This window comes from Flavobacterium pectinovorum (assembly GCF_006438875.1).
Taxonomy (GTDB): domain Bacteria; phylum Bacteroidota; class Bacteroidia; order Flavobacteriales; family Flavobacteriaceae; genus Flavobacterium; species Flavobacterium pectinovorum_A.
In genome coordinates, this window is record NZ_RCZH01000002.1 from 1 (window position 1) to 18,107 (window position 18,107).

At 31.7% G+C, this 18,107-nt stretch carries 20 protein-coding genes; 13 read left to right on the plus strand and 7 right to left on the minus strand.

Translation table 11 applies throughout. From position 1 onward, the window contains the following. The 4 genes from EAH81_RS02280 to EAH81_RS02300 all read left to right on the plus strand — a co-directional run. On the plus strand, positions 1–349 hold a 349-nt coding region (locus EAH81_RS02280), incomplete at its 5' end, for a transposase (protein WP_140503305.1). A gap of 425 nt (positions 350–774) precedes the next feature. Further along, positions 775–1,122 carry a transposase family protein gene (locus EAH81_RS02290; RefSeq protein WP_140503311.1) on the plus strand — a complete coding sequence of 116 codons (348 nt, stop codon included), beginning with the start codon at positions 775–777 and terminating at the stop codon, positions 1,120–1,122. A 22-nt stretch (positions 1,123–1,144) separates the two neighbouring features. Then, positions 1,145–2,098 carry a transposase gene (locus tag EAH81_RS02295; protein ID WP_206669072.1) on the plus strand — a complete coding sequence of 318 codons (954 nt, stop codon included), beginning with the start codon at positions 1,145–1,147 and terminating at the stop codon, positions 2,096–2,098. 10 nt (positions 2,099–2,108) lie between these two features. Beyond that, positions 2,109–2,396 carry a transposase gene (locus EAH81_RS02300; protein ID WP_262711745.1) on the plus strand — a complete coding sequence of 96 codons (288 nt, stop codon included), beginning with the start codon at positions 2,109–2,111 and terminating at the stop codon, positions 2,394–2,396. A gap of 271 nt (positions 2,397–2,667) precedes the next feature. Here the strand turns inward: EAH81_RS02300 and EAH81_RS02305 are convergent, their stop codons facing one another. The 4 genes from EAH81_RS02305 to EAH81_RS02315 all read right to left on the minus strand — a co-directional run bounded on the left by EAH81_RS02305 (position 2,668) and on the right by EAH81_RS02315 (position 4,998). Beyond that, positions 2,668–2,859: a hypothetical protein gene (locus EAH81_RS02305; protein WP_140503319.1), complete on the minus strand. Its 192-nt coding sequence runs from the start codon at positions 2,857–2,859 to the stop codon at positions 2,668–2,670. 32 nt (positions 2,860–2,891) lie between these two features. After that, a complete protein-coding gene (locus EAH81_RS02310) occupies positions 2,892–3,101 on the minus strand; it encodes a hypothetical protein (RefSeq protein ID WP_140503322.1) in 210 nt (69 codons plus the stop codon). Between the two features lie 111 nt (positions 3,102–3,212). Next, complete coding sequence (locus EAH81_RS28010) at positions 3,213–3,347, minus strand: hypothetical protein (protein ID WP_262711746.1); 135 nt, start codon at positions 3,345–3,347, stop codon at positions 3,213–3,215. Between the two features lie 94 nt (positions 3,348–3,441). Continuing rightward, the gene (locus tag EAH81_RS02315; protein ID WP_140503325.1) at positions 3,442–4,998 is read right to left on the minus strand and encodes a vitamin K epoxide reductase family protein; all 1,557 of its coding nucleotides are present in this window, start codon (positions 4,996–4,998) and stop codon (positions 3,442–3,444) included. 260 nt (positions 4,999–5,258) lie between these two features. On the opposite strand from EAH81_RS02315, the gene EAH81_RS27345 reads away from it, so the two are divergent. Next, positions 5,259–5,420 carry a hypothetical protein gene (locus tag EAH81_RS27345; protein WP_161595778.1) on the plus strand — a complete coding sequence of 54 codons (162 nt, stop codon included), beginning with the start codon at positions 5,259–5,261 and terminating at the stop codon, positions 5,418–5,420. Positions 5,421–5,463: 43 nt separating this feature from the next. Here EAH81_RS27345 and EAH81_RS02320 read toward each other — a convergent pair whose 3' ends face one another. Together EAH81_RS02320 and EAH81_RS02325 are read right to left on the minus strand one after the other, a co-directional pair. Continuing rightward, positions 5,464–7,206: an AraC family transcriptional regulator gene (locus EAH81_RS02320; protein WP_140503327.1), complete on the minus strand. Its 1,743-nt coding sequence runs from the start codon at positions 7,204–7,206 to the stop codon at positions 5,464–5,466. Positions 7,207–7,450: 244 nt separating this feature from the next. Continuing rightward, positions 7,451–9,214 (minus strand): AraC family transcriptional regulator, encoded by a 1,764-nt coding sequence (locus tag EAH81_RS02325; RefSeq protein WP_140503330.1) that lies wholly within the window; start codon positions 9,212–9,214, stop codon positions 7,451–7,453. 166 nt (positions 9,215–9,380) lie between these two features. On the opposite strand from EAH81_RS02325, the gene EAH81_RS02330 reads away from it, so the two are divergent. The 8 genes from EAH81_RS02330 to EAH81_RS02365 all read left to right on the plus strand — a co-directional run bounded on the left by EAH81_RS02330 (position 9,381) and on the right by EAH81_RS02365 (position 16,356). Beyond that, the gene (locus tag EAH81_RS02330) at positions 9,381–10,559 is read left to right on the plus strand and encodes an acyl-CoA dehydrogenase family protein (RefSeq protein WP_140503332.1); all 1,179 of its coding nucleotides are present in this window, start codon (positions 9,381–9,383) and stop codon (positions 10,557–10,559) included. Positions 10,560–10,646: 87 nt separating this feature from the next. After that, positions 10,647–11,429, plus strand: a complete 783-nt coding sequence (locus EAH81_RS02335) for a DUF3050 domain-containing protein (protein ID WP_140503334.1) — start codon at positions 10,647–10,649, stop codon at positions 11,427–11,429. A gap of 67 nt (positions 11,430–11,496) precedes the next feature. Then, entirely contained in the window at positions 11,497–12,252 is a 756-nt protein-coding gene (locus EAH81_RS02340) for an SGNH/GDSL hydrolase family protein (protein ID WP_140503337.1), read from the plus strand. Positions 12,253–12,345: 93 nt separating this feature from the next. Next, positions 12,346–13,119: a helix-turn-helix domain-containing protein gene (locus EAH81_RS02345; RefSeq protein WP_140503339.1), complete on the plus strand. Its 774-nt coding sequence runs from the start codon at positions 12,346–12,348 to the stop codon at positions 13,117–13,119. A gap of 69 nt (positions 13,120–13,188) precedes the next feature. Further along, positions 13,189–13,617, plus strand: a complete 429-nt coding sequence (locus EAH81_RS02350; RefSeq protein WP_140503341.1) for a hypothetical protein — start codon at positions 13,189–13,191, stop codon at positions 13,615–13,617. Between the two features lie 52 nt (positions 13,618–13,669). Continuing rightward, entirely contained in the window at positions 13,670–14,497 is an 828-nt protein-coding gene (locus tag EAH81_RS02355) for a helix-turn-helix domain-containing protein (RefSeq protein WP_140503343.1), read from the plus strand. A gap of 311 nt (positions 14,498–14,808) precedes the next feature. Then, positions 14,809–15,768 carry a nitrilase family protein gene (locus tag EAH81_RS02360; protein WP_140503345.1) on the plus strand — a complete coding sequence of 320 codons (960 nt, stop codon included), beginning with the start codon at positions 14,809–14,811 and terminating at the stop codon, positions 15,766–15,768. A gap of 81 nt (positions 15,769–15,849) precedes the next feature. Further along, positions 15,850–16,356 (plus strand): GNAT family N-acetyltransferase, encoded by a 507-nt coding sequence (locus tag EAH81_RS02365; protein ID WP_140503347.1) that lies wholly within the window; start codon positions 15,850–15,852, stop codon positions 16,354–16,356. A gap of 208 nt (positions 16,357–16,564) precedes the next feature. On the opposite strand, the gene EAH81_RS02370 is transcribed toward EAH81_RS02365, so the two are convergent. Continuing rightward, complete coding sequence (locus tag EAH81_RS02370; protein WP_206669071.1) at positions 16,565–18,055, minus strand: serine hydrolase; 1,491 nt, start codon at positions 18,053–18,055, stop codon at positions 16,565–16,567. Positions 18,056–18,107: the final 52 nt, after the last annotated feature.

The window sequence follows — 18,107 nt, forward strand, 5'->3', positions numbered from 1 at the left end:
AACAGAACGTGCTGCAATACTATTTGAATTGTATCCTGATATTCAAAAAGGATATAATCTAACTCAAGAGCTCCGCGGAATCTTTGAGAACACAAAAGATAAAATCATAGGCTTTGCTAAACTAGCCAAATGGCACGAAAAAGTAAATCAATCTGGATTTAAATCTTTTGGTACAATCTCTCGCACAATTATAAATCATTATCAAACCATATTGAATTATTTTGACAACAGAAGCACCAACGCTTCGGCAGAATCTTTCAACGCAAAAATAAAAGCATTTAGGTCAAAATTCAGGGGCATTAGAAATATAGAATACTTCCTTTTTAGACTAACTAATATTTATGCTTAATTTTTGCTACTCCACAGGTTTTCGTCTTGATCCCTTTTTTCTTTAAATGAACTTATATTGGATCAATCTCAAAACCTGGGGAGGAAATGTCAAAATAAAATAAGAACTTTGTAATCTAAGAATTTTATATGACCCCTATAGAACTTTTGAAGTTTATGCTTCCTGATTTTTTAGTAGAACATTTTGAAGTAGTTTCATCTACTAATAGCGAAGAAATATTACACCTCTATTTTGAAGAGAATTCTAAACCTCCAGAAGAGTTTAATAATCTTCAATTAGTATCAAAGGGTTTTCAAGATGAGATTACAATTCAGGACTTTCCTCTGAGAGGCAAGTTGGTGTATTTACATATCAANGGATCAATCTCAAAACCTGGGGAGGAAATGTCAAAATAAAATAAGAACTTTGTAATCTAAGAATTTTATATGACCCCTATAGAACTTTTGAAGTTTATGCTTCCTGATTTTTTAGTAGAACATTTTGAAGTAGTTTCATCTACTAATAGCGAAGAAATATTACACCTCTATTTTGAAGAGAATTCTAAACCTCCAGAAGAGTTTAATAATCTTCAATTAGTATCAAAGGGTTTTCAAGATGAGATTACAATTCAGGACTTTCCTCTGAGAGGCAAGTTGGTGTATTTACATATCAAAAGACGTCGCTGGACAAATAAAGATACAGGTGAGATCGTTAAAAGAGATTGGAATTTAGTTGCTAAAGGAACCCGCATGACTCAAGAGTTTGCGGCTTTTTTAAAAGAAATTAATAGATAAAACCGCTATCGATTGTCGAACTATTGGAGGTTTCTTCGGAGTCAATGGGAAAAAATTACAAAGACAATACAAAAAACATCTAAGCTCCTTTAGTACGTGGGCTCCAAGAGAACATGCGCACCAGTGGATTATTTATCCTGAAAATATAGGTACCCACTTGTCAATTGATGAAGTAGCTTTGTCTCAGGGTGAGCTTTTTACTATTGTAACCAATAAGGAAGCTAGAGGTAAAAAAGGTTGCTTAGTTGCTATAGTTGCAGGGACAAAGGCAGATCAGGTCATTGAACATATCTGTAAAATTGATTACAAAAAAAGAAGTTATGTCCAAGAAATAACACTTGACATGGCTAATTCCATGAAGTTGATCTCCAAAAGATGTTTTCCAAGAGCGGTACAGGTTACCGATAGATTTCATGTTCAAAAATTAGCTCTAGAAGCATTACAGGAGATTAGAATAAAATATCGTTGGGAAGCGATGGATATGGAGAATCGATTGATATTACAAGCGAAAAGAGAAAACAAAACCTATGTCCCAGAGCTTTTACCTAATGGAGACTCTGTAAAACAGTTGTTAGCCAGAAGTAGATATGTTCTTTATAAATCCCGCGATAAATGGACCGAGAAACAAAACGAACGAGCCCAATTATTATTTGGCTTATATCCAGATATTAAAAAAGCCTACAGTTTAACCCAACAACTACGAGGTATTTACAACAATCATAACAATAAACACATTGCGATGACCAAACTGGCACATTGGTACAAGAATGTAGAAGATTCAGGGTTTAAAAATTTTAATATCCTTTTAAATACTATAACGGTTAATTACCAATCAATCTTAAACTATTTTGGCAATAGAAGTACTAATGCTTCTGCAGAATCATTCAATGCTAAAGTAAAAGCGTTTAGAAGTCAATTTAGAGGAGTGCGTAAAGTAGATTTCTTCTTGTTCAGATTATCTAATCTTTTTGCCTAATCCCCAACTTTTGCACCTGATCCNAGGTATTTACAACAATCATAACAATAAACACATTGCGATGACCAAACTGGCACATTGGTACAAGAATGTAGAAGATTCAGGGTTTAAAAATTTTAATATCCTTTTAAATACTATAACGGTTAATTACCAATCAATCTTAAACTATTTTGGCAATAGAAGTACTAATGCTTCTGCAGAATCATTCAATGCTAAAGTAAAAGCGTTTAGAAGTCAATTTAGAGGAGTGCGTAAAGTAGATTTCTTCTTGTTCAGATTATCTAATCTTTTTGCCTAATCCCCAACTTTTGCACCTGATCCATAATTTTCCTTTCTGTTAGGTATTTAAAAACGTTATTATCAGTAATCCAATTTCTGTAGGACATGGCACTGGTTAACCCTAACCAAATAAAATCAACTCAGTGACCAATTTTCCTAAGAATCCCAACACCAATCATCAATGTGGGGAATTTGCTCAATGTTCCACGATCGAGCGCCTACAAATTAAAAAAAACATGACTAAATTCTAAAAAAGGCTATATTGTAATTACTTCTAAAAAAGTTAAAAATTAACAACAAAGACGAAGCGAATCACAAATACCCGGCAACGTATCCAAAGGACAAGTGCCTCCTGTTGGTATTAAAACACATCCTGCTTCAATCGCGTAAATCCAACATTCAGGAATTCCTCCCTGCATTGTCTTTTGCTCATTTTTGGTGATTCTCTGAGCATTTTCCAGATTTAAAATTTTCTTTAACATCTTATACTTTATTTAATGTTATTTATCTAATTCTAGCAAGCATCACCTACAATTGAGCATTTATTATTCCCTAAATATACTGGTCTGTAATAAGGGTCGTAGTTCAAACAAACCACTTCACTTGCACTCCATGTAACGTTTCCACAAATTGGCTCGACTGGATAAGAACCACCATTAATACTTTTTTTCTCAAAAATGCTTAATTCCTGAGCTCCTTCTAAGTTTAAAATGTTTTTTAACATAATCTTCAATTTTTAGTTCTCCTTCATTTATTCAAAACAACAACTTATTTTTATTCTTTCATTCTTGTGAAATGCAGAGAAGCTTTTAAACTTCTCCACACGGTTTTCTTTTTACGCGCATTTATAATATCCTCTATCAACATTCCAACACATTCCAACTTCAGGGAAGGTTCCGCCTGCAGTATTTTTTTGTTCTTCTTTTGATAATTTTTTAGTACCTTCTGTTTTTAAAAATTTTTCTAACATGATTTGTGTTTTTTGTTTCTTAATAATAGACCTTCAATCATTTTAAGACACTTGAAGCTTATGTCTATCCCTGCGCAGGAATTTATTGGTGCCGCTAAGCTATTTTTTCCAAAACTTCAACTTCTTCAACAAAATCGTTCAAAAAGTATTTCAGTTCGCTTAATTCATATTCGTTTGGAAACAATTTGTCATTTACAATTTTAACTGGTGTATAATTAAAATTATTCTTAGAACACCACTCGTATTGTTTGTTTATTTCCTGTGTTATCATCATGCTAACAGAATCAACGTGCCATTTTTTCATCCATTTCTTTAGGCTCATTTTTTTAATATGCCAGTCTGAAATCGCTTCAACCGTTTTTCCCGGGGTTGATCTGTTTATTGACAAAAGTCGTTCTACAATAACTTTATATTGATTATCTGTATTTTCCGGATTGATATTGAACAGGACATTCAAAAATATCTTGTCAGGAAATCTTAAAACCAAATCAAATGCTTCCTGAAACGTTTTATGACAATGTCCGCAACTTGGACTTATTATTATTGACAGCTTTACAACGGCATTTCTATTTCCAAAATTTAATCCTCTTAAATCTTCAAACCCTTTAGGATTAGGCACTTTCTTAGCTAAAAAATTTAGTAAAGAATAATTTCTTTTGAATTTCTTCAATTCTTTTAGCGAGTTTTCATTGTCCAGTATATTCTTTACCGTTGATTTAATCACATACCAAATTGGTACAAGAAGCAACAATGAGAAAAAGAAAGGAAAAACATTTTCAAAACTAAAACTCAACGTAAATAAATCTGATGAGAACCAAACAATGCTTTGTGAAAAGATCAAAAATGAAACGATCAAACACATTACACACCATTTTTGAATTTCAAATTTTTGAATCCAAATGGAAGAAACTATAACAGGAATCGCCAATAAGCTTAAAAAGCCAATAAATATTGCTGAATTTAAAGGTTGAATTAAAATTGCTATATAACTTGCACTAAAAAAAAGTAGTGGCAAATCTGAAAAATTAATCCATTTATTTTCACTTCCTTCATTAGCATTTATAACTGAATCACAAGAAGAGTTAGAACTTAGATTGCAAATTTTTGAAATTATACTATTTTTAAAACCCAACTTTTCCTGAACTATAAAAACACTCACAACCAATCCTAAAATTGATGTTGCTAAAAAAATAAGACTAAACCAATTATATGTATTATAAAAAAATGATAATCCTGTTAAAAGTAAAAGAGGAAAAAAATATTTTAACCAATTGTATTCTAATTTCAAATTTTCTCTCTCTACAATATTATTTGGCTCTATTGCCACTATTACTCCATTCCAGTCTAAAAGGAATTTTTCATAAGCCATTTTATAGTTTCTTTTTTTCTGACTATTAATAAGGACAAAATTTTTAGCCTTTTCTACCAATATAAGTTCTTCTTTAAAATAAGCTAAAAAATTTGAAGGCAAATCAACAATCTGCTCTTTTGAAACTCGCACTGCAGCATTCTCTATAGACAGTAAATCAAAAGAATCTGTTATTGCAAATAAACTTGGGTAATTAGGATGAGAAAGGAACAGATCTTTAAACTCATTTTTAATTTCCGAGTATCTATTTATTTGGAGAAATTTTTGGACAAGTTTTAACATCTTTTCGGCTGTTTAAAATCATAATTACAATACAAATATTGCTGTTTTTATTCGAAAAATAATCACAAAAGCAGACATTTTATCAATTATACTACATACAATTTATAAATTATATAAGCCACAATAATCTATTTAAAATATTGTAAATCAAATAATTACACTGATTAAAGTTTTACTAAAACCCGTAAAAGGTCATTCTCGATTAAGGGTTTTGCTTTTTGTCTAGTTTTGACAAAGTAATAACCCTAACACATAAAAACATGGCAAATCAAGCATCAAAATTAGAAGATTTCGGAGCACAAAAATTATCAAAAAATCAACAAAAAATCGTTCGTGGAGGAGATGGTAATCCAGTTACTAATCCAATTCCACCAGCGCAAGAAACAGAACCTGGAAAAGGTAGCGGAGCTGGTACAGGATGATTTTTACCTTATCTAAATAGAAAAAAGTTTTTTTAATTAAAAATTAAATATTATTCGCAAACTGAGCCGGAGATACTCCGGTTCTTTTGCGAAATGATTTTGCAAAAGAACCTGCGTTTTTAAATCCTACACTTTCTGCAGTAGCCTGTGTAGATTTTTTTCGATATGTCTCACTGGTGATCATCTTATTAATTGCATAATTAATTTTTAGTTCATTGGTATATTCTCCAAATGATTTTCCAAATCGTTTATTGACTACATAAGATAAATACGTTGTATTTGTTTTGATTTTTTTGGCGACATAAGCCAATGTAAAGTCTTTATTAAGGTATTCTAAGTTGTTTTCAAGGTCCAAAAGCTTTTCAACTATTTCATTTTCTTTAGCCAGATCAATAGATAAACTGGAACTTTCCGTTTTTAATTCAACTTTTTCAGATTCAAGTAATTTCACTTTAGCAAAAGCGTTATTTTCCTTTTCTATATTCGCTTTAAGTTCTTGTATTAAGGCACTCATATTTTTATTAGCCTTGTTTTTATCTCTGTTACTTTTTACCAATAGCGTAATAATCCCTATAATTAAAAATATATAAAAACCTTTCAGGCTCTTATTTAAAAGCATGTCTTTTTTATAATTTCGTTCAACCGAAACCATTTCTTTCGTTAGATTCCCTATCCCTTGCAATTCATTTACTGCTAATTTTTCCTTCTTTAATTTTGCATCATATTTTCGTTTACTATTCAGGTAAATTACTGAATGCCTGTAAGCTAGTTCCGGTTTTTTAAGAAGAGCATAAACTTTTGATTGATAATAATTAGATTTTAGATAATCTAACTCGTTTGAATTACTTAAAAGTGCAAGCGAATCTGTATTTTTATAAAAAAACAATGCTTTATCATACTTTTTGAGTGTATAATAAATATCTCCTAAATTAAAATTAGCAGTACACAATAACTCTTTTTGATCATTTTCCTCGCAAAGAAGTACAACCTGATAGTATATTTTTTCAGCATCTTTTATATTGCCTTTCCAATTGTAAACATTGCCTAAGTTTAATTTTGCTGTAATTTTATTAAAAAGATAATTATCCGAGTAATCAATGGTCTTCTTATAAAAATACGCTGCCGAATCTAACAAATATTTCTTGTTTTTATTTGCCTTAAAGTAATCCTCATAAGAGCCTCCTAAACTTAGATTGATGTTACTTTTTTTATTTAGAAAACTTTCTTTATCGAATAAATCTTTATTCTCATGAAGAAAACGATCCAGTTCTCTTCCGTTTTTAATCGCTAATTGATAGTTCCCAATTACTTCGTTAGCCAAAACAATATTCGCCTTGAAGTTTACCATTTGGTTAATATCTCCAATTTGTTGTGAAAGTTTGATTCCCTGATGAAACTTTTCAAGTGCAGCACTAAAATTTCTTCGGTCAAATTCTGCTAATCCTCCGTAATTATAGATGTAGGATTTCAATTGTATCTTATCCTGAGAGTCAGGTACCTTATCCAGATAATAAAGTGCTTTTTTATATTTTTCTCTAGATAATTCTGTTTTTCCTTTATTCTGCCATAAAACAGATAATGCCGCATTTGCAAAAGCCAAGTGTTTATTATTATTTGACTTTGCCATTTGATTCGCATATACAAGAGAACTGTCCGTATTTGCATTAAAATTTTGCCTGATTTTATGTCTCAAAATAGCATACTCTTCGTCAGTCATCGTATTTGCATGTTGAGCAAATGTAGTATTGAAAATAAAGAAGAGCAGAAAAAAGGCAATCGACCTCATTGAGTTTGTTTTTGGAATTTCAAAAATAACTTATTCATTATTTCTAAACTAGATATTATATAACAGATTGTCAAGACTTTCACCAAAATTTTGATAGATTTTATATTTCAAAATTGTATATTCATCTTCTGACATTGCTTTTTTTATCTTGAGCAACTGTAGTATTAAAAACAAAAAAGGCTAAAAAGCAGATAATAAACCTCCTATAATTCGAAAATCAAAGTAGTTCACCAATAGTACCAAATTAAATATTACTTGCAAACTGAGCTGGAGAAACTCCAGTTCTTTTGCGAAATGATTTTGCAAAAGAAACCGCATTTTTAAAACCTACACTCTCTGCAATAGCTTGTGTAGAATATTTTCTATACATATGATTGGTAATCATCTCGTTGATCACGTAATTAATTTTAAGTTCATTGGAGTATTCTCCAAATGATTTTCCAAATCGCTTATTGACAACATAAGACAAATAAGTGGTATTTGTTTTGATTTTTTTGGCTACATATTGTAACGTAAAATCAGCATTTAAGTATTCTAACTTGCTTTCCAAAGCCAGCAATTTCTCGACTATTTTATTTTCTTTAGCTTCATCGATACTTAAATTGACATTTTCTTTTTTGAGATGAACTTCTTCCGGTTCAAGCACAAGTTCTTCTATCGTTTGTACCTCTTCTTGCTCAAAATCAGGATTATTTCTCTTCTCTATATTTGCTTTGAATTCCTCAATTAAAGCATTCATTTTTTTATGGGCTTTATTTTTATCCCTGATATTTTTTATGAGTAAAAATACAATTACAACAAAAATAAGTACATAAAAGACTTTCAATCCTCTATTTAGGAAGACATCATTTTTATATTTCTTCTCAATCGTAACCATTTCATCCGTTAGATTGCCAACTCCTTGTTTATAGTTTACTTCTAATGCCTGATCATTTAATTTTGTTTCGAATTCCTCATAATTATCCAGATAGATTTTGGAATGTTTATAAGCTAATTCTGGTCGCTTGAGTATATTATAAATTTTGGCCTGATAGTAATTAGACTTTAAGTAATCTAATTGATTTATGTTTGTTATAGTGGCAATTGAATCGCTTTTTTTAAAAAATACAAGTGCTTTATCATATTTTTTAATGGTGTAATATATATCTGCCAAATTATAATTTGCCACACACAATAAATCCTTCTGATCATTCTGCTGCGATAAAAAAACAACATCATAATAGGTTTTTTCAGCATTTACATAATCCTTTTTCCAATTGTAAACATTGCCTAAGCTTAATTTTGAACTGATTTTATTATATGGATTATTTTTAGAATATGTAATCGCTTTTTTGTAAAAATATTCTGCTGAATCAAGCAAAAATCTTTTTTTTTGATTTTTTACAAAATAACTTTCGTAAGAACTACCTAAATTGACACTAATATTACTTTTTCTATTTAAAAAATCTTCTTTGCTGAATAAATTTTCATTTTTATCAATAAATATATCTAGTTGTCTCATGTTTTTAATGGCCAATTGATAGTTCCCAACTGCCTCATTAATTACGGAAGTATTCATTTTGAATTTGATAATTTGCATTACATCACCTATTTGCGAAGAAAGCTTCATTCCTTTCTGATATTGCTCAATGGCTTCACTAAAATTACCTCTTTTCCATTCTGCCAATCCTCCAAAATTTAGAATATATGATTCTAATTGGGTTTTATCCCTTGATGCTGGAATTTTACTTAAATAAACAATCGCTAGTTTATAATTTTCWTTAGACTCTTTTGTTTTTCCCTTTAATTGCAAAGAAAAAGCTAATGATCCGTTAGCAAATGCCTTATGTCTAAAATCATTAGATTTAGCCATTTGGTTAGCATATACAACAGCACTATCGACATTTGCATTAAAATTAAGTCGAATTTTATCCTGCAATATCAAATACTCCTTTTCTGTCAAAGCACTTTTTTGAGCAAATGCGGTATTCAGAACAAAAAAGAGTAAAAAAGAGATGATCAGCCTCATTTATTTTGTTTTTGGAAACTCAAAAATAGCTTATAAATTATCAATAAACTATAATTAATTTGTCTTATTACTAATTTTCTTCTTTTTGTTTTAAAAAATATAACAATTTATACGCGTTTTGTTATATTTATATTGCGTAAATTTGTTTTTGCTAAACTATCAAAAAATGAAGCCAGATTTATTTCAAGCCCCGGATTATTACAACCTTGACGATTTATTGACAGACGAACACAAACTGGTTCGCGAATCTGCACGTGCATGGGTCAAAAGGGAGGTTTCTCCTATTATTGAAGAGTATGCTCAAAAGGCAGAATTTCCAAAACAAATCATAAAAGGACTTGGAGAAATTGGCGGTTTTGGTCCTTATATTCCTGTTGAATATGGAGGTGCAGGTTTGGATCAAATTTCCTACGGTTTAATAATGCAGGAAATTGAAAGAGGAGATTCTGGTGTAAGATCAACTTCATCAGTTCAATCTTCATTAGTCATGTATCCTATCTGGAAATACGGAAACGAAGAACAAAGAATGAAGTATTTACCCAAACTGGCAACAGGAGAGTTCATGGGTTGTTTTGGTTTGACCGAACCAGATCACGGTTCTGATCCCGGAAGCATGATTACCAATTTTAAAGATAAGGGAGATCATTATCTTTTAAACGGTGCCAAAATGTGGATTTCGAACGCTCCATTTGCAGATATTGCTGTAGTTTGGGCAAAAGATGAAACAGGAAGAATCCACGGATTAATTGTAGAACGCGGAATGGAAGGTTTTACAACTCCTGAAACTCATAATAAATGGTCACTTCGTGCATCATCAACCGGAGAATTAATTTTTGATAACGTAAAAGTTCCAAAAGAAAATCTTTTACCAAATAAATCCGGATTAGGCGCACCACTTGGCTGCTTAGATTCTGCTCGTTACGGAATTGCGTGGGGAGCAATTGGAGCAGCAATGGATTGTTATGATACTGCTTTGCGCTATGCAAAAGAAAGAATTCAGTTTGGAAAACCAATTGGCGGAACTCAATTGCAGCAGAAAAAACTGGCAGAAATGATTACCGAAATTACTAAAGCCCAATTATTAACCTGGCGTCTGGGTGTTTTGAGAAATGAAGGAAAAGCAACAACGGCACAAATTTCGATGGCAAAACGCAACAATGTCGATATGGCAATTCATATCGCACGTGAAGCCAGACAAATGCTGGGCGGAATGGGAATTACAGGCGAATATTCGATTATGCGCCACATGATGAATCTTGAAAGTGTGATAACTTATGAAGGAACTCACGACATTCATTTATTAATTACCGGAATGGATGTAACTGGAATTTCGGCATTTAAATAAGAAAGAACTATTAAAATATATACAAAAACAATACAAAAAGCTTCTTCTAACCGAGAAGCTTTTTATATTTGCAAAAAAATTACGCAAATGAATATTGAAACTATAAACAATAGCATTCAACCTCAAAAAGAACAACTTTTACAACATTCTTTATACAATAAAATTCAAAGTATTGATGACTTACATAGTTTCCTGGAAACCCACGTTTTTGCGGTTTGGGATTTTATGTCATTATTAAAAGCTTTACAAACCAAACTTACTTGCACAACAACACCTTGGTTTGCGACTAAAAATCCTGAAACCAGATATTTAATCAATGAAATTGTTCTCGCCGAAGAAACAGATTTGAGTATTGACGGAAGAAGACAAAGTCATTATGAAATGTATCTTGAAGCAATGGTAGATTGCGGTGCAGATATAAACGGAATTAACAGCTTTTTATCTGAGGTAAATTCATTGCACAATATTTTTGTTGCCATTAAACAAAGTTCATTACATCCAAATACAAAAGCATTTTTAGATTTTACTTTTAGAGTTATCGAAGAAGGAAAACCACACGAAATTGCTGCCGCATTTACTTTTGGAAGAGAAGATTTGATTCCGAGTATGTTTACTGCAATCTTGAAAAACTTTCAAAAAAATCTTCCTGATACTGATTTAAGCAAACTTCTTTATTATTTTGAAAGACATATCGAATTGGATGCCGATGAACATGGACCAATGGCAATGCAAATGATTACCGATTTATGTGAAGAAGATGCCCAAAAATGGAAAGAAGTTGAAGAAATTTCAATTCTGGCATTAGAAAAACGAATCGGACTTTGGAATGCAATTGAAGAAGAAATTGTGATGAAAGCAGAAATGGTGTAAAAACCAAAGCAAGTTATTTAACGTAACTATTTGTTTAAAATGACCCGAAACTTAATTTTCCTAAATTATGAAATCACATTTCAAACAAATAGTTACTGCTGTTCTCTCTATATTTCTGTTAAGCTGCAGTAGTGACGGATCATCCTCTGAAACGCCATCTCCGGCTACTCCTCCAACATCAGAAGTTCCGACTAAACCTATTTCAGGTTCTGTAAATTATCTTGCCTTAGGCGACAGTTATACCATTGGTCAAAGTGTTTGTGAAACTTGCCGGTATCCGGAACAGCTAAAAGCAGTTTTAAAAAAAACTTATCCTGACACTAATTTTTCATTAAACATAATTGCCCAAACTGGCTGGACAACTTCTGACCTGATCTCGGCAATAAATACTGTAAATCCTGATTCTAATTATGATTTGGTAACACTTTTAATTGGTGTGAATAATCAGTATCAGCACATGAATTTTTCTGTGTACGAAAAAGAATTTCCACAATTACTAAACAAAGCAATTGCACTGGCAAAAGGCGATAAAAACAATGTACTTGTTCTTTCGATTCCTGATTACACCTACACTCCGTTTGCTTCAAATTACACAAGCGAAAACCAAAATAGAATTTCAGGTGAAATAACCCGATATAATAATTTCGCAGAAAGCATGTGCATTAGTAAAGGCATTAGCTTTATTTCTATTACTGATATTACACAACAGGGTTTGAGCAAACCTAATTTGGTTGCTTCAGATGGTTTACATCCGTCCGAGTTGGCTTACAAACTGTTTGTTGATCGCATTTTTTATAAAATAAAAATGATTCTTCAGGATTAAGTTTTTTATTATTTCTAAAAAATCATTCAAATACAGCACTTTTACTTTAAAAGCAGTTTTTCTTATCTTTACTAGTAGTAAACTGCAGCCGAAATGAAAATTGTAGATTTTATTCCAACAGAACAATTAAAACCATTTATCAGGACGTATAGAATTATCGAAAGTCAGGAAGAATTGGTCAATCGTGTTTTGCCGGGTACATCACTTACGATTGCTTTTCGATGCCAGGGAAATGTCAATTATATCAAAGAAAACAATCAGGATAATTTACCTGTTTCTACAATTTCGGGTATTCGAAAATCGGCACGTTTAATCAATTACTCCAAAAATACGACTACAGTTGTTGTTCACTTTAAAGAAGTTGGAACCAAAGCCTTTTTTAAAGAACCACTTCATGAATTATTTGAAGAAAGTGTTTCTCTGGACAACTTTTTTCCGAAGCAAAAAATAGCCATTATCGAAGAACTTTTAGCCGAAGCAAAAACCAATAATCAAAGAATTGCCGTAATAGAACAATTTCTTTTACCAAGATTACACGATTACAAACCCGATGAATTAATCTCGACCGCAATAGCTATAATTCAAGCTAAAAAAGGGATCATCAAAATAAAAGAACTAGCGGATATGCTTTATATCAGCCAGGATGCTTTCGAGAAAAGATTCCGAAAAACAATTGGTTCATCACCCAAACAGTTTTGTTATGTAGTCAGAATAAAATCGATTATCGATCAAAAACAAAACAATCAAAATCTTATCGAACTTGCGTTTGATGCGGGATATTTTGATCAATCCCACTTCAACAAAGACTTCAAATTGTTTACAGGACAAACTCCGTCCGAATTTTTTAAATTTCCCTCTTTCTGGTAAATCAATGATTTTTTACAATTTATTGGTTTCTATAATCTTGAATTTTACATCAACAAAAAATCAAGCATTATGAAAACAAATCTTTTAATCGGAATTATCTTTTTGACATTGTTTACTTCTAAAACAAATGCGCAATCACCAATAATTAATTCCCAAATAGAAACCAAAAAATCAGAAAACATGAAACAAATTTTTATCGATAAATTTATCGTTCCGGAAAAATCAAAGCAAGAATTTTTAGCAAGAGTAAACATCAACAGAAACTTTATTAAAAAATTAAATGGATTCGTAAAAGACGAAGCTTATGAACGCATCGATGAACAAGGAAATTTAATTTTTATGACTATTGCCGTTTGGGAAAACGAGGCAGTTTTAAAAAAAGCAAAAGAAGCAGTTCAGGCTTCGTATAAAAAAGAAGGATTTGATATTGCCGAAATGTTTACCAGATTAAACATTACAATAGAAAGAAATATTTACAAAGAGTATGAAAAACCATAATCGGAAAAATATCCTTAATTTTGTCAAAAGCTGGGTTTTCAATATTTAAACAATGCAAGTTTCACCATCAAAAGAATTATCGCCTTATATTAAACATTATCTTTTTTTAGATAATGATGCAACTGATATTCAAAAACTTCGATTGTTTTCTGATGGAAATACTGGCATTGTATTTTCTTTTAAGAGCAAACTTATTTCGGGAATCAGCAATTATGACGCGAAAAACTATTTGCCAAATTCTTTTTTATACGGACAGCTCAATGGTTTTAAAGACATTTATTCTAACGATGAAATCACTTTAATAATTGTAGTTTTTCAGCCTAACGGAATTCATCAATTGTTGGGAATTCCTGCCAATGAATTTCTGGATGCTATCGTTTCTATTGAGGATGTTTTTGGAGAAAACGGATTAATTTTTCAGGAAAAATTATCTGAACAATATGACAATCAAAGAAGGATTGCGCTTTTAAATTACTTTTTCAGCAATCAGATCTCTAAAAAATCCCAATCCAATCAATTGATTGTAAACAGTTCGTTAGATTTTATAATTTCAAACAAAGGGCTTTTTTCCGTCTCACAATTGGTTAAATACACCGGTTATACCGAAAGACATTTGGRAAGAAAGTTTAAAGAATCTATTGGGTTAAACCCGAAGAAGTTTGGCAACGTTGTACGGCTACATCATTTTTTAAAATTACTAAAAAACAAACCTGCCAATGCAAATTTTACAAGCATTTGTTATGACGCAGGATTTTCAGATCAATCGCATTTGATCAAAGATTTTAGAAAACATACCGGAATTTCTCCCAAAGAATATTTGTACAATAGCGGGAAATTAGCCAATAATCTTATCAAAACGTTTCCTGCTACTATATCTTAAATGGAATCAATAGGAAAAACTTTGGAGGGAGAAAAAAAATTACCACGGAGAACGCAAAGTTTTTTAAATATGCTAAATTTAGTAAAACACAAAGTTCACAAAGCTTTGCGGACTTAAATTTTGTAAACACAACTTAAATCTTAGTGAACTCTGCGAAAAACCTTTGTGTTCTCTGCGTTAAAAAATAATTAAGGAATATAATTTTTTAACGTTTCTCCACAACTTTTAGRATTGATTCCTTAAATGTCGGTTTTGTACAATTTATAGATTGTTCTGAATGCTACTTTTGATTTCAATTAATAGCATTAAAAATGGAAAATCTAAAAATAGCCACTGCTCAGTTTGAGAATAAAAGTGGTGATAAAAAGTACAATTTATCTGTAATCGAAACGCTTTCGCGAAAAGCTGCCAATGAAGGTTGCGATGTAATTTCGTTTCATGAATGTTCTATAACCGGATATACTTTTGCGAGACATTTATCAAAGGAACAAATGCTGGACTTGGCAGAAAGTATCCCGAGTGGAGAAAGTGTTTTAAAACTTACTGAAATTGCCAAAAATAATAACATTGTAATTCTTGCCGGACTTTTTGAAAAGGATGAAAACAACAATCTTTTCAAAGCTTATGTTTGTGTCGACAAAAATGGTTTGGTTGCAAAATATCGAAAACTGCATCCGTTTATAAATCCATATTTAATTCCGGGAGATCAATATTGCATTTTTGAAATTAAAGGCTGGAAATGCGGAATTCTAATTTGCTACGACAATAATATTATAGAAAATGTACGCGCCACAAAACTTTTGGGCGCCGATATTATTTTTATGCCACACGTAACAATGTGCACGCCTTCTACCCGACCAGGCGCTGGTTTCGTTGCACCTCAGCTTTGGGAAAACCGCGAAGCAGACCCAACTTCTTTAAGACTGGAATTTGACGGAATGAAAGGCCGTGATTGGTTAATGAAATGGCTGCCTGCAAGAGCTTATGACAATGCTATTTATGCCGTTTTCTCCAACCCTATTGGTATGGACGACGATCAATTAAAAAATGGATGTTCGATGATTATCGATCCTTTTGGAGATGTTTTAGCCGAATGTCGTTCTTTTGATGATTCTTTTGCAACAGCAATAATTACCCCTGAAAAATGTATTCAGGCTGGAGGAAATCGCTATATAAAAGCAAGAAGACCAGAATTATACCGCGATATTATTGGACAAAACCACCAATCAGAACAAAATGTGGTTTGGCTAAACTCTAATGAAAAAAGTTAAAACTAATATAATTCGTCCCACTTTAATCCTCTGAAAATTTATCTTTACAGGATTGATTAATCAACAGAATACATCCCAAGAATGGAATTTTTTAAAACTACAAATGAAGATATCGATGCCGTTTTCGATATTTATAATGAAGCAACTTCTTATCAAAAAACAGTCAACAATAAAAGCTGGAGAGGTTTTGAAAGAACTCTTATAGAAACAGAAATTGCCGAAAATCGTCACTTTATAATCAAAGAAGGAGATGAAGTTGCTTGTACATTTGTACTTACTTTTAATGATTTAATTATCTGGAAAGAAGCCAGTAACGATCCCGCTGTTTATTTACATCGTATTGCGACAAATCCAAAATTCAGAGGACAATCGTATGTTAAAAAAATCATTGAATGGGTTAAAATATACGCCAAAGAAAACAACAAATCATACATTAGACTTGATACGCACAGCGGAAACGAAAGAATAAATAAATACTACACAAGCTGTGGTTTTGAATATAAAGGCATTAGCACGATCGAATGGACAAGCGAATTACCGGAACATTACAAAGAAGGTTCTTTTAGTTTGTTTGAGATTAAATTATAGACTGAGTCATAAGTTAATTAAGTTTTTTTTTACCGCAGAGAACGCAAAGATTTCATCTAAAGCATCTTCAGAAAACACAAAGTTCGCAAAGTTAGAAATCAAAGCTTTGTGAACTTTGTGTTTTTATAAACCAAGTATGTCTAAAAAACTTTGCGTCCTCTGCGGTAAAATCACTCTATTTCAAGTTTTAAGTCGAAAAAAACATTCTTTAAATACTCTCCAGTTTCTTTATTTGTTCCTGAGCATTTTTATTTTTTGGATTTAATTGAAATGCTTTTTTATAATTTTTTATAGCTTCTTTTTTATTCCCCAAACTAGCCAGTGTTTCTGCATAACTATCATATGTGTTTCCGCTTTGTGGATAAAGATCTACATTCAATTTGAAGATTTTTAAAGCTTCTGGTTGTTTCTTTTCTCCCAATAATTTGTATCCAAAATCGTTTAATTCATTCTCTCCCAAATTAAATTTAGAATCAGATTTTTTTAGACTTTCTGCCGTTTTCAAAGCATTATTATATTCTTGCTTCATTAACTCTTTTCTTAATTTTTTTAATGAAGGAGATAATCCAAAACCGTTTGATTCTTTCATATCAGGAATATAATAACCCGCAATTTCATCTATAAACCATTCCGGATTTGCTCCTTGAAGATTCGTTAGAACAACTATTGAAAGATCATCGTTTGGATAAACAAAAAATGCCGATCTCATTCCTCCAATTGGTCCTGCCGCAGGATGTTCTTCCCTGCTTACCGTTGGCCAACCCAATGCATATCCGTTTACCAGTTTATTAAAACCTCCTACACGTCCGTTATTTAAAATTGCAGGCTGCCAAAGCAAATCTAAACTTGATTTTTGTTTTAATAATGTACCATTTTGCACTGCAATAATCCATTTTGCAATTTCATCAGATGTTGAAATAATTCCTGTAGCTGTTCTAAAAAATTCCGGAAACTTCACAAAACAATTTTTTACCTCATTTGTGGTAATCCAATCTCCGTTTATATTATCCTGAGTTGTATAAGCTCCGGCTGAATTTGGAATAACATCATAAGAATCTCCAAAACGAGTGTGTTTCATTCCTACAGCTTTAAACTGACGCTCTTCTATGAATTTAGTAAAATGCATTCCGCTCACTTTATTGATAATTCGACCAATAATAACATAACCGGTTTGATTGTAACGAAAATGATCTCCTGTATTAAACTCCATAGGCAATGTTTTAACTTTTTCCCAAGAAGCGGCTTCCGTATTTCCTAATAAGTTTTCGTATTCATCAATAATATTTGGAAGTCCTGAAATATTAGAAAATAATTGTTTCATGGTTAGTTCTTGCCACGCAGAAGGCAAATCATCTAGATATTTTGAAATAGGATCATTAATATTCAGTTTTCCCTCTTCCTGAAGCTGCATTATAGCAACACCAACAAATGCTTTTGTACAAGAATTAATAGAGAACATACTTTCGTTTGTTGCACTAACCGAATTTTCGATATTAGCAATTCCGTAATTGCTGCTTTTAATTATTTTTCCGTGTCGAACAACGGCAAGCTGAAGCGCCGGAATATGAAGTTTTTGCATTTTCTCTTTCAAAAAAAGATCTATACTATCGTTAATTGGTTGATTTTGCGAACTAACTGTAAAACTCACTGAGCTCATTAAAAGGAGCATTATTACTGATTTAGAAAATAAATTTCTCATGATTATGATTGACGTTTTTTGATTGATGATTGAATGCCGGGTCTTTTTACTT

Bases quoted from the DNA above. Each gene is read 5' to 3' on its own strand.
- EAH81_RS02290 (WP_140503311.1), top strand. From the start codon at position 775: ATGACCCCTATAGAACTTTTGAAGTTTATGCTTCCTGATTTTTTAGTA.
- EAH81_RS02305 (WP_140503319.1), bottom strand. From the start codon at position 2,859: ATGTTAAAGAAAATTTTAAATCTGGAAAATGCTCAGAGAATCACCAAA.
- EAH81_RS02310 (WP_140503322.1), bottom strand. From the start codon at position 3,101: ATGTTAAAAAACATTTTAAACTTAGAAGGAGCTCAGGAATTAAGCATT.
- EAH81_RS28010 (WP_262711746.1), bottom strand. From the start codon at position 3,347: ATGTTAGAAAAATTTTTAAAAACAGAAGGTACTAAAAAATTATCAAAA.
- EAH81_RS02315 (WP_140503325.1), bottom strand. From the start codon at position 4,998: ATGTTAAAACTTGTCCAAAAATTTCTCCAAATAAATAGATACTCGGAA.
- EAH81_RS27345 (WP_161595778.1), top strand. From the start codon at position 5,259: ATGGCAAATCAAGCATCAAAATTAGAAGATTTCGGAGCACAAAAATTA.
- EAH81_RS02320 (WP_140503327.1), bottom strand. From the start codon at position 7,206: ATGAGGTCGATTGCCTTTTTTCTGCTCTTCTTTATTTTCAATACTACA.
- EAH81_RS02330 (WP_140503332.1), top strand. From the start codon at position 9,381: ATGAAGCCAGATTTATTTCAAGCCCCGGATTATTACAACCTTGACGAT.
- EAH81_RS02335 (WP_140503334.1), top strand. From the start codon at position 10,647: ATGAATATTGAAACTATAAACAATAGCATTCAACCTCAAAAAGAACAA.
- EAH81_RS02340 (WP_140503337.1), top strand. From the start codon at position 11,497: ATGAAATCACATTTCAAACAAATAGTTACTGCTGTTCTCTCTATATTT.
- EAH81_RS02345 (WP_140503339.1), top strand. From the start codon at position 12,346: ATGAAAATTGTAGATTTTATTCCAACAGAACAATTAAAACCATTTATC.
- EAH81_RS02350 (WP_140503341.1), top strand. From the start codon at position 13,189: ATGAAAACAAATCTTTTAATCGGAATTATCTTTTTGACATTGTTTACT.
- EAH81_RS02360 (WP_140503345.1), top strand. From the start codon at position 14,809: ATGGAAAATCTAAAAATAGCCACTGCTCAGTTTGAGAATAAAAGTGGT.
- EAH81_RS02365 (WP_140503347.1), top strand. From the start codon at position 15,850: ATGGAATTTTTTAAAACTACAAATGAAGATATCGATGCCGTTTTCGAT.
- EAH81_RS02370 (WP_206669071.1), bottom strand. From the start codon at position 18,055: ATGAGAAATTTATTTTCTAAATCAGTAATAATGCTCCTTTTAATGAGC.